The organism is Streptomyces sp. CT34 (assembly GCF_000805335.1).
GTDB lineage: Bacteria > Actinomycetota > Actinomycetes > Streptomycetales > Streptomycetaceae > Streptomyces.
Window position 1 is genome coordinate 3,810,942 of record NZ_KN708638.1, and the last position, 10,641, is coordinate 3,821,582.

The 10,641-nt window shown below is 70.4% G+C and carries 11 protein-coding genes; 1 reads left to right on the top strand and 10 read right to left on the bottom strand.

Annotated features, from left to right (window positions below):
- Positions 1-104 precede the first annotated feature (104 nt).
- The 7 genes from ccsB to hemL all read right to left on the bottom strand — a co-directional run bounded on the left by ccsB (position 105) and on the right by hemL (position 7,942).
- Complete coding sequence (gene ccsB / locus RZ84_RS16650; protein ID WP_043264981.1) at positions 105-1,190, bottom strand: c-type cytochrome biogenesis protein CcsB; 1,086 nt, start codon at positions 1,188-1,190, stop codon at positions 105-107.
- On the bottom strand, positions 1,187-3,031 hold the full coding sequence (locus RZ84_RS16655) for a cytochrome c biogenesis protein ResB (protein ID WP_043264982.1): 1,845 nt from the start codon (positions 3,029-3,031) through the stop codon (positions 1,187-1,189). Before RZ84_RS16655 ends, ccsB begins: the two co-directional genes overlap by 4 nt.
- A 3-nt stretch (positions 3,032-3,034) precedes the next feature.
- Positions 3,035-3,796: a cytochrome c biogenesis CcdA family protein gene (locus RZ84_RS16660; RefSeq protein ID WP_043264983.1), complete on the bottom strand. Its 762-nt coding sequence runs from the start codon at positions 3,794-3,796 to the stop codon at positions 3,035-3,037.
- Positions 3,797-3,800: 4 nt separating this feature from the next.
- Positions 3,801-4,415 (bottom strand): TlpA family protein disulfide reductase, encoded by a 615-nt coding sequence (locus RZ84_RS16665; protein WP_043264984.1) that lies wholly within the window; start codon positions 4,413-4,415, stop codon positions 3,801-3,803.
- 128 nt (positions 4,416-4,543) lie between these two features.
- Positions 4,544-5,764, bottom strand: coding sequence for a polysaccharide deacetylase family protein (locus RZ84_RS16670; protein WP_043264985.1), 1,221 nt, complete (start codon positions 5,762-5,764; stop codon positions 4,544-4,546).
- Positions 5,765-5,909: 145 nt separating this feature from the next.
- Complete coding sequence (locus RZ84_RS16675; RefSeq protein WP_043270057.1) at positions 5,910-6,590, bottom strand: histidine phosphatase family protein; 681 nt, start codon at positions 6,588-6,590, stop codon at positions 5,910-5,912.
- Positions 6,591-6,616: 26 nt separating this feature from the next.
- On the bottom strand, positions 6,617-7,942 hold the full coding sequence (gene hemL, locus RZ84_RS16680; protein ID WP_078893833.1) for a glutamate-1-semialdehyde 2,1-aminomutase: 1,326 nt from the start codon (positions 7,940-7,942) through the stop codon (positions 6,617-6,619).
- 463 nt (positions 7,943-8,405) lie between these two features.
- On the opposite strand from hemL, the gene RZ84_RS16685 reads away from it, so the two are divergent.
- The gene (locus tag RZ84_RS16685; protein ID WP_006604773.1) at positions 8,406-8,843 is read left to right on the top strand and encodes a hypothetical protein; all 438 of its coding nucleotides are present in this window, start codon (positions 8,406-8,408) and stop codon (positions 8,841-8,843) included.
- A 304-nt stretch (positions 8,844-9,147) separates the two neighbouring features.
- Here the strand turns inward: RZ84_RS16685 and RZ84_RS39000 are convergent, their stop codons facing one another.
- The 3 genes from RZ84_RS39000 to RZ84_RS41205 form a co-directional block, all read right to left on the bottom strand.
- Positions 9,148-9,285: a hypothetical protein gene (locus RZ84_RS39000; protein WP_157878843.1), complete on the bottom strand. Its 138-nt coding sequence runs from the start codon at positions 9,283-9,285 to the stop codon at positions 9,148-9,150.
- Between the two features lie 11 nt (positions 9,286-9,296).
- Positions 9,297-10,046 carry an SDR family NAD(P)-dependent oxidoreductase gene (locus RZ84_RS16690; protein WP_043270062.1) on the bottom strand — a complete coding sequence of 250 codons (750 nt, stop codon included), beginning with the start codon at positions 10,044-10,046 and terminating at the stop codon, positions 9,297-9,299.
- A gap of 281 nt (positions 10,047-10,327) precedes the next feature.
- The coding region (locus RZ84_RS41205) for a cupin domain-containing protein (protein ID WP_241777734.1) at positions 10,328-10,641 on the bottom strand (314 nt) is incomplete at its 5' end.

Genomic DNA, 10,641 nt, shown 5'->3' on the forward strand with positions numbered 1-10,641 from the left:
CCCGCGCGATGTCCGTACCTACGACGGTGCCGTACGGGGCCGGCCTCGTGGTGAGGCCGTTTCCGTACGGCACCGGTATGTCGCGGCGCGGACCGCGGGGCGGCTCAGACGCCGGCGTAGGAGTGCAGGCCGGTGACGAAGATGTTCACGCCGTAGTAGTTGAAGAGGTAGCAGGCGAAGGCGATCAGGCCCAGGTAGGCGGCCTTGCGGCCCTTCCAGCCGGCGGTCGCGCGGGCGTGCAGGTAGCAGGCGTAGGCGACCCAGGTGATGAAGGACCAGACCTCCTTGGGGTCCCAGCCCCAGTAGCGGCCCCAGGCGGCCTCGGCCCAGATGGCGCCCGCGATGATGGTGAACGTCCACAGCGGGAAGACGGTGGCGTTGACGCGGTAGGCGAACTTGTCGAGCGAGGCGGCCGAGGGCAGCCGCTCCAGTACGGAGGTGGCGAAGTCGCCGGGCTGCTTGCCCTTCGGGTCGGCGAGCTTGGCCTCGTGGCGGTCGCGGAAGAGGAAGAGCAGGGTGGCGACCGCGCCCATGTAGAGCACCGCGCCGGAGAGGATCGCGCAGGAGACGTGGATCCACAGCCAGTACGAGTGCAGTGCGGGCACCAGCTGGTCGCTGGCGGTGTACAGGACGCTGACGGCCAGGCCCAGGTCGAGCAGGACGGTGGTGACCAGCGGCAGGCCGATCCAGCGGACGTTCTTCTTGAAGACCAGCAGGGCCAGGTAGAGGGTCACCGCGACCGCGCCGAAGGTCGTGGAGAACTCGTACATGTTGCCCCAGGGGGCGCGCTGCACGGACAGGGCGCGGGTGAGCACGCCGCCCACGTGGAGCGCCCAGGCCAGGACGGTCAGCGAGATGGCGATCCGGCCGTAGAGGTCGCCCTTCTCGGTGCCGCCGTGCGCGCCGGGGCCGTCGGGGACGTCACGGGCGCCGGCCACGGCCTTGGTGATGACCTTCGGCCGCTCCAGGACGGCGGTGCCCCCCTTCCGGGCCACCTGCACGGAGACCGTCGCGGGCGCCTTGTCCTCGGTGGTCAGCGCCGCGGCGGTGCGGCCGACCTTGCTGCGGCTGCCGAACACCCACTCGGCCATGTGGGCCACGAAGGCAAGGGTGTAGACAGCCATCGCCGAATAGACCAGCAGATTGCTGTTGTGAGCCAGTGTCTCGTTGGCTGCGGCAGCGAGGTTCACGCGCGCGCTCCTTCGGAGGGATCAGCAGGATCGGCAGAGTCGGTGGGCTCCGTCGGGTCTTGGTCGGTACGGGCGGCGGGCGCGTCGGTGGCATCCGTATCGGGCGCCGGCCCGGCGTCCGGGGCGATCGGGGCGTCGGGCGTCAGCGCCACGGCGAGGCCGGCCAGCTCTTCCGGCAGCCGGGCCGACTCGCTGCGGCCGAGGCCGGCCATCTCGACGACGGTGACGCCGTCCGCACCCTTTTCCGCGCGCACCCACACCCGGCGCCGCTGGATGAACAGCGAGGCGGCCAGGCCGACCAGGGCGGCGACCGCGCCGGTCAGCGCGAGGCCGTTGCCGGGCTGGTGGGTGATCTTGAAGCTGGCCCAGGTCTTGATGCCGTCGAAGGTGATGGAGCCCTCGCCGTTGGGGAGCCTCATCGTGGACTCGGCCTCGATCTCCCGCGGCGAGAGCGTGGCGCCGGAGTGGTTCATCATCTGCGCCGCCCGGTCCTTGGGCAGCAGCATCTTCTTGAAGATGTCGCCGCCGGCGTCCTTGTACTGCTTCAGCCGCTTGGTGTCGAGCTGGTAGACGTTCTGCGGGAGCCCGGAGTCCATGCCGAGGTCGCCGTGCCAGGCGTTCACCGACAGGACGGGGAAGTCCGGCGCGGGGAACTGGGAGAACATCGAGCCGGAGTTCTTGCCGCCGAAGGTCGGGACGAACAGCGCCTGGAAGCCCAGCTGGTTGCGCTTGCCGTCCTTGGTCTCGGCGCCCGGCACCTTCACCACACCGGAGGAGGTGAAGTTCTTGGGGTCCTGCGGGAGGAACGGCACCGCGCCGTGGTAGACGACCTGGCCGCGGCCGTCCTTGACGGTGACCACCGGGGCATAGCCGTGGTTGAGCAGATAGACCCTGTAGCCCTCGACGTCGAGCGGGGTGTTCACCTCCAGCGACCGCTTGTGCTCCGTGCCGTCCGCGCCGGTGAAGTAGCTGATGTTGGCGCGGAAGGTGCGGGGGGTGCCCCTCTCGGGGCCGGTCCGCTCGTAGGTGGCGTCGAACGAGTTCATGGTGAAGCCGAACGGCGCCATGGTGTCGGTGTCGAAGAACGGCCCCGACTTGAAGTCGTCGTACTGGGTGAGGCTGTTGGAGAAGCCGTCGCCCTCGGTGATCAGCTTGCCGCCCTCGGACTTCCACAGGCTGCCGACGGCGAACGCCACCAGCATCACGATCAGCGCGACGTGGAAGACGAGGTTGCCGACCTCGCGCAGGTAGCCCTTCTCGGCGGCGACCGCGGTGCCGGACCGGTGGGCCCGGAAGCGGCGCTTCTTCAGCATCCGCCGGGCCGCCTCCAGGACCTCCTCGGGCTCCGCCTCCGTACGCCACGTGGTGTACGCGGGGAGGCGGGTCAGCCGGCGCGGGGCGGCCGGCGGGCGTCCGCGCAGCTGCCCGACGAACTGCCAGCTGCGCGGCACGATGCAGCCGATCAGCGAGATGAACAGCAGGAGGTAGATCGCCGAGAACCACACCGAGCTGTAGACGTGGAACATCCCCAGCTTGTCGTAGATCTCGCCGAGGGTGGTGTGCTCGGCCTTGAACCGGTCGACCTTGACCGGGTCGATGCCGGTCTGCGGGATCAGCGAGCCGGGGATCGCGCCTATCGACAGCAGGAAGAGCAGCAGCAGCGCCACCCGCATCGAGGTCAGCTGCCGCCAGAACCAGCGCGCCCAGCCGAGGGGGCCGAGCGAGGGGAGGCTGATGTCCTCCTTGGGCGCGGTGGAGAGCTGGGATCCGGCGGCGCCGAGATCACTGCCCGGATCCGCGGTGGCGCCCGGTTCGCCGGTGGTGTCGGTCTTGGTGGACATCAATCAGATCCCAACGGTGGAGCTTTGCGTCCAGCTCTGGAGCTCGGACATCAGGCTGTCCCAGACGCCGGTGACGAGGAGGATGCCGAGGGCGACCATCATGCCGCCGCCGATCCGCATCACCCATACGTAGTGCCGCTTGACCCAGCCGAACGCGCCGAGCACCCGGCGGAAGGCGAGCGCCACGGCGATGAACGGCAGGCCCAGCCCCAGACAGTAGGCGACGGTCAGCAGGGCGCCGCGGACGGCGCTGGCCTGGTAGAGGGAGAGCGTGTTGACGGCGGTGAGGGTGGGGCCCAGGCACGGTGTCCAGCCGACGCCGAAGAGCATCCCGATCACCGGCGCGCCGGCCAGTCCCATGGCGGGCTTCTTGTGGAAGCGCAGTTCGCGCTGGCCGAAGCGCTTGAGCACGCCCGCGAAGGCCAGCCCGAGCAGGATCATCAGCACGCCGAGGACGCGCGAGATGGTGTCCTTGTAGCTCTGGAGGTTCTGCCCGAAGAACCCGAAGAGGGCGCCGGTGGAGACGAAGACGGCGGTGAAGCCGAGGACGAAGAGGGAGGCGCCGGCCAGCATCCGGCCGCGCCGGGCCTCCGCCAGGTCGGTGCCGGTGACGCCGGTGACGTACGACATGTAGCCCGGGACCAGCGGCAGGACGCAGGGCGAGAAGAACGAGACCAGCCCGGCGAACAGGGCGACGGGCACCGCGGCGAGCAGCGCGCCGGAGAGGACGGTCTGGTTCTGCGCGGTGGCGGCGAGCGCGATCACGCGATCACTTCTCGGCGATCAGCGGGTCGACCATCTTGCGCAGGTCGTCCTCCGCGAGCGGGCCGATCGAGCGGGCGGCGATCCGGCCCTGCTTGTCGATGGCGATCGTGGAGGGGATGGACTGCGGGTTGAGGCTGCCCTTGGGGAAGCGCAGCATCAGCCGGCCGGTCGGGTCGAACAGGCTCGGGTAGGGCACCTGGTGCTGTTCCTCGAACTGGGTGGCCTGCGACTTCTCGGAGTCGCGGGTGTTGATCCCGATGAACTGGACGCCCTTGTCCTTGTCCTCGTTCGCGACCTTGGCGAAGTTCGGGGCCTCGGCGATGCAGGGCCCGCACCAGGAACCCCACACGTTGATGATGACGACCTTGCCCCTGTAGTCGGCCACGTTCAGCTTCTTGCCGGTGGTGGTCTCGCCGGACAGGGCGGGCGCCGGCTCCCGCTCGTCGGGCTTGACGGTGTCGACGCCGTTCTTGCCCTGGACGAACCGGGTCTGCGCCGAGCCGCCGGAGGCACCGTCCCCGCAGGCGCTCAGCGTCAGCGAGGCCACTGCGGCTCCTGCGGCGAGCAGGGTGAGACGGCGGCGACTCGTGAGGCGGCGGGGGGCGCGGGCGTCACTCATGTGAAAAGTTTCGCATGGGCTGATTCCGGATCTTCCGCGCCCCCCTCGCACCGCCGCGCCGCGGAGAAAGGGGCATGTCAGGCCGAGCACGGCGGGCGCTTTCGGGCCCTCCCGGCGCGGCGCGCGGATCAGATCTCGGACAGATACGCCTGCCAGCCGCCGGTCGGCTGCTCGCCGACGCCGATCTGCTGGAGCTTGCGGACTATGCGGGGGTCCTGGGCGTCTATCCAGTCGGTGAACTGCCGGAAGGACACCAGCCGGACGTCCTTGTTCCGCTCGTTGGCTATGTGCTTGAGCGCTTCCTCGACGGCGTCCATGTAGATGCCGCCGTTCCACTCCTCGAAGTGGTTGCCGATGAAGAACGGCGCGCGATTGGTCTCGTAGGCCCGGCGGAATCCGGATATGTACGCGTCGGTGGCCTGCCGGCGCCAGCCCGGGTAGTTGGCCGACGGTGCCTTGGTGGAGTTCTGCGACTGGTTGGCGAGCATGTTGTAGTCCATCGAGAGCACCTCGAAGGGGTGGCCGGGGAAGGGTATCTGCTGGAGCGGGAAGTCCCAGATCCCGTACTTCTTCCTGGGCCACATCTGGAGGCCGCCGGGCGAACTCGCGTCATAGCGCCAGCCCAGTTCCCGGGCGGTGGGCAGCAGGTTTTCCTGGCCGAGCAGACAGGGCGTACGGCCGCCGACCAATTCCCTGCGGTAGTCGAAAGGCAGCGGTTCGGCCTCCGCGAAGCCGGTGTGCGTACGCCACTTGGTGACGAATTGCATCGCCTGGTCTATCTCGGACTGCCAGTGCTCGGGCGTCCAGTGCTTGACGCTGCCGCTGCCGGAGCAGAAGTGGCCGTTGAAGTGGGTGCCGACCTCGTGGCCGTCCAGCCAGGCCGCGCGCACATTGGTCAGGGTTTCCTTGATGTGGGTACCGCTGAGATAACCGATGGCGGAGGCACCCGGCTCGTTGTTCGGCGGGAGATAGAGGTGCTTCTTCTCCTCGGGCAGCAGATACAGCCCGGAGAGGAAGAAGGTCATGGTCGCGCCGTGGTCCTTGGCGAGCTGCCGGAACCGGGGGAAGAGGCCGTTGCCGACCTCCCCCGCCCCGTCCCAGGAGAAGACGACGAACTGCGGCGGGGGCTGGCCGGGCTCCAGCCGCTCGGGAGCGCCGGGCTGATGGGGCTGCTCCCCGTAGTTCGCCGTCGAACCGTCACCGATGAGCTGCGGACGCGCCTGCACCGAGTTCTTCACCCGCTGCTTGTCCGCGCCTTCCTGGCCGGCGGCCGAGCATCCGGCGACACCGAGCGCCGCGGCAGCTCCCACTCCCATCCCCAGCAGGCCCCGCCGACTGATCGCGCCCATAGGTCGTCCCCATCCGTGCTCAACAGACCCCATATCCATATAAACGGACATTGAAGGAGAGAGCATGTCGGAGGACGATGTTCCGCGCTAATCGCTCACAATGCGCATTTCTTTCGAATATGACATACCGCTACATGACGTCTTGTCAGGCTCCGAAAGCCTTACCTTTCCCCTTGACGGGTTTGGCGCCGGCCAGAAGGTGGGAGGGAACCAGGTCGCGCGCCGGCTCGCTGTACCCCACCGAGATGATCTTGTCGCCGTGGAACGTGAACGACGTCAGCGAGGCCAGCGTGCACTGCCGCTTCCGCGGGTCGTGCCACAGCCGGCGCCGCTCGGCGAAGCTGCGCACGATCCAGATCGGCAGCTGATGGCTGACCGCCACCGCCTCGTGCCCGCGGGCCGCGTCCCGCGCCGCGCCGAGCGCCGCCATCATCCGCACGACCTGCTCGATGTACGGCTCGCCCCACGACGGGCGGAACGGATTCGTCAGGTACTTCCAGTTGCCCGGCTTCTTCAGCGCGCCGTCGCCCACCCCGAAGGTCTTGCCCTCGAAGACGTTGGCCGCCTCGATCAGCCGCTCGTCGGTCGCCGTCGTCAGCCCGTGCACCCCGGCGATCGGCGCCGCCGTCTCCTGCGCGCGCTCCAGCGGCGAGGCCACCACATGGGTGATGTCCCGCCCCGCGAGGTGCTCGGCGACCCGGTCGGCCATCTTCCGCCCCAGGTCGGAGAGGTGGTAGCCGGGCCGGCGCCCGTAGAGCACGCCCTCGGGGTTGTGCACCTCGCCGTGCCGCATCAGATGCACGACGGTGATGTCCTGGCTGCTCATGTCACCCATCTCCCGGTCCGCCTCCCTCACGCCGTCGCCCCGGCCGCGGCCCGTGCGGCGGCCGGCAGCGCGGCGGCGATCCGCTCGACGGCCGCGGCGTCGTGCGCGGTCGACACGAACCAGGACTCGAACGCGGACGGCGGGAGGTAGACGCCCTGCGCCAGCATCGAGTGGAAGAAGGCGGTGAAGCGGAACGACTCCTGCGCCTTGGCCGCCTCGTAGTCGGTGACCTCGGCATCCGTGAAGAAGACCGAGAACATGTTGCCCGCGACCTGGAGCCGGTGGGCCACGCCCTCCTTGGTCAGCGCCGCGGTGACCAGGTCCCGCACCTCCGCCGAGACCGCGTCGACCTTCTCGTACGCGGCGTCGTCCAGCAGCCGCAGCTGGGCGACGCCCGCGGCGGTGGCGATCGGGTTCCCGGACAGGGTGCCCGCCTGGTAGACGGGGCCGGCCGGCGCCAGATGCGCCATCACATCGGCGCGCCCGCCGAACGCCGCGGCCGGGAAGCCGCCGCCCATGACCTTCCCGAAGGTCATCAGATCCGGACGTACACCATCAATTCCGTACCAGCCGGCCTTGCTGACCCGGAAGCCGGTCATGACCTCGTCGGAGATGTAGAGCGCGCCGTTCTCCGAGCACAGGTCCGCGAGGCCCTGGTTGAAGCCGGGCAGCGGCGGTACGACGCCCATGTTGCCCGGCGACGCCTCGGTGATGACACAGGCGATCTCGCCCGGATGCGCGGCGAACGCGGCGCGCACCGCCTCGATGTCGTTGTACGGCAGCACGATGGTGTCGCCGGCCTGCGCGCCGGTCACGCCGGGGGTGTCCGGCAGCCCGAAGGTCGCCACACCCGAACCGGCCGCGGCCAGCAGCGCGTCGACGTGCCCGTGGTAGCAGCCGGCGAACTTGACCACCTTCGCCCGACCGGTGAACCCGCGCGCCAGCCGGATCGCCGACATGGTCGCCTCGGTACCGCTGGAGACCAGCCGCACCTGCTCGACCGGCGCGATCCGCGCCACGATCTCCTCGGCCAGCTCGACCTCGCCGGCGCCGGGCGTCCCGAAGGACGTACCGCGGACGACCGCCTCCTGGACCGCGGCGGTCACCTCGGGGTGCGAGTGACCGAGGATCATCGGCCCCCACGAGCACACCAGGTCGACATACTCCCGGCCGTCGGCATCGGTGAGGTACGGACCGGTACCGGACACCATGAACCGGGGCGTACCGCCCACGGCCCGGAACGCCCGCACCGGAGAATTCACGCCGCCCGGCGTCACAACGGACGCGCGATCGAACAGCGACTGCGAAACAGGGGCTTCATACGGAAAAGTCACAACGATCCTGACCTGCATAAACGGTGGGAGGGCGGCGGCGCGCGGACACGGCCCGGCGGACAACGGTGCGGGAATCGGCACGCGGAACACCATCCGGCACCGCTTGATTCCCTCTTGGTTTCTTTTTCGTTCCTCTCGCTCGCGACCGGGCGTCAGCCCCCGCGCGTCTGCGAAACTGGGGCGTCGTACGAGTAAGTCACGCAAGCAATGGTCTCAGAGGCGCACGGGGGCGTGCGGCCGGGCGTTTCATGCGCCGGTGACGGGGGAGGTCTCTGAGACGATGATCGGGTTGCGCGGCTGGGGCTGCGAGTGGTCGGGTGGAGATATGCATCGCGGTGGCGAACTGGGCGAGGGAACCAATGACCGGGGTCCCGAGCGCGCCCAGCGCGGCCGTCACCGGCGTGAGGGGACCGAGGACATCACGGACGACCGGCGCGAGAACACCGAAAGCATTACGGGCGGGGAAAACAGGGGCGCACGCATGGGGGTGACGTACAAATACTTCGGCGCCCCCAATGGTGCGACGGCCGCCCGCGTCCCGATCTCCATGCGTCCCGAGGAACTCGGCGGTGACGAGCTCGGTATGGGCGGCATGTTCAGCAAGATCAAGCCGGAGACGATGGCCGCCATGGTCCTCACCGGTATAGAGGGCATACCGCTCCACAAGGTCCCGCCGCTGGAGCTGGTCGTCCTCCACCCCGACTACGCCGTCGTGAAGCTCCCCATGACCGTGGTCGACCCGCTGCGCGGCGTCGGCGAGGAGTCGGTCGGCGCGGCTGCCTTCATCTGGTCCACCGTCCCCGACCGCGGCGGCCCGCGCGACGCCTTCAGCGTCTACCAGCTGCTCCACGAGTGGCAGGACTTCAGCCACCGGCTGCACGAGGCGGGCCACCAGGCTTACTGCTTGGTGTGGCCGTGACGGGTGGTCCGGACCTGGCGTGCGGTGCGGCCGTGATGCACGGTGTGGCTCCGGCGCGCGGTGCGGACCTGGCGTGGGGTGTGGACCTGGCGTGGGGTGTGGACCTGGCGTGCGGCTCGGGGTTGGCGGTCGGCGGGCCCCTGCGGGCGTGAGTGGTCGGGTGCCGCAGACCGGTGGCCGTTGCGGAGGAGTGCGCCGGGCGTCGTCGTCCGGCGCGCCGGACGGCACGCAGGGCGGTGTCCGGTGCGTGGCGTGATGCGATGCGCAGGGCGGCGTCCGGACCGCTGCGCGCTGACCGCCTGACCTACTGACAGCTGTGTCCGGTGTGCGGGATGTCCGGATCCGGTGTCGGGATGTCCGGACCGGCGCCGCCGCGGGCCTCACCTCGTAGGGCGGCGGTCACCGCGTACCGCGCCGTCATCACGTGGGGTGGCGTCACCACGTGGGACGCCTTCACCACGTGGGGCGGGCCGAGACGCCGCCGTCCACGACGAGGTCGTGGCCGGTGATCCAGGAGGCCATCGGCGAGGCGAGGAAGACGCAGGCGTCGCCGACGTCCTCGGGCCGGCCCAACCGCCCGGTGGGCACGGCCTGTTGCCAGCGGCGCACCCCCTCGGGCCAGTCGTCGGCGAGGCCGGGCCGCGCGATCAGCCCCGGCGAGACGCTGTTGACGCGGATCCCGTACGGCCCGTACTCCAGTGCCGCGGCCCGCGCGTGCATCACCACCGCCGCCTTCGAGGCGCAGTAGTGGGCATGCCGTGGCGCCGGCCGGTCCGCCTCGATGGAGGCGATATGGGTCACCGACCCGCCGCCGCCCGCACGCATCACCGCCGCGGCGGCCTGGGTGCAGGCGAACACGCTGTGCACGTTGGGGTCCGCCACGGCCCGCCAGTCGGCCAGCGACATCCCCGCCAGCTCCTGAGTGGGCTGCACCCCGGCGTTGTTCACCAGACCGGTCAGCCGCCCCCGCCAGCCGGCCGCCTCCGTGACCAGCCGGTGGCACTCCCCCTCCACGGTCAGGTCGGCCCCCAGCGCCAGAGCGCGCCCGCCGGCCCGCTCGATCTCCTCGACCAGCGCCCGCGCGGCCTCACCACCCGTCCGGTAATGCACCACGACGTCCGCCCCCGCCGCCGCGAACCGCATGGCGATCCCCCGCCCGACACCGCCCGCGGCCCCGGTGACGAGCACCACCTGCCCGGCCAGATCGGGGAGTTCGGAGGCCGCGGGGCGGAGGGGGGTGTGGTGGCGACCCGGATCTCCAGAGCGCCCGGGGGCGCCGGGAGTATCCGGGTGGCCGGGGTCTCCTGGGTGGCCTGGGCGGTCCGAGTTGTCGCGATGATCCGAGTTGCGGCGGCGCTCCTGGTGGTTCGGGTGGGCCAAGTGGTCCGGGTGGTCCGGGTGGCCGGATTTCCGCTGTCGGTCGGGGAGTTCGGGAGTAGCCGCCCCTCCCCCGGCGTTCGGCCGACGAGGGGCCCTGGGCTCTGTCATGGTCGGCTCAGCGCCCCGATCCGGGCCGTCTCCTGGGGAAACCGCGCTGCCAGCCGCCGCGCGTCCCCGTGCTCGTAGTCCTCGAAGGTGAAACCGGGCGCCATGGTGCAGCCGAAGAGCGTCCAGGCGCCGCCCTCGGCGACCTCGGCCGCCATCCAGGTGCCGGCCGGGACCGTGAACTGCACGTGCTGGCCACCGAGTACGTCCGGCCCGAGGACGACCGTACGGGCCACGGTTCCGCCACCGCCACCGCCACCGCCGCTCCCGCTGCCGGCGTCGACGGCGGTGGCAGTGGCGGGCGCGGGGGGGG

What these genes read in the sequence shown, in the direction of transcription:
- RZ84_RS16655 (WP_043264982.1), bottom strand. Translation starts at nt 3,031, where the DNA reads ATGTCCACCAAGACCGACACCACCGGCGAACCGGGCGCCACCGCGGAT.
- RZ84_RS16665 (WP_043264984.1), bottom strand. Translation starts at nt 4,415, where the DNA reads ATGAGTGACGCCCGCGCCCCCCGCCGCCTCACGAGTCGCCGCCGTCTC.
- RZ84_RS16670 (WP_043264985.1), bottom strand. Translation starts at nt 5,764, where the DNA reads ATGGGCGCGATCAGTCGGCGGGGCCTGCTGGGGATGGGAGTGGGAGCT.
- RZ84_RS16675 (WP_043270057.1), bottom strand. Translation starts at nt 6,590, where the DNA reads ATGAGCAGCCAGGACATCACCGTCGTGCATCTGATGCGGCACGGCGAG.
- hemL (WP_078893833.1), bottom strand. Translation starts at nt 7,942, where the DNA reads ATGCAGGTCAGGATCGTTGTGACTTTTCCGTATGAAGCCCCTGTTTCG.
- RZ84_RS16685 (WP_006604773.1), top strand. Translation starts at nt 8,406, where the DNA reads ATGGGGGTGACGTACAAATACTTCGGCGCCCCCAATGGTGCGACGGCC.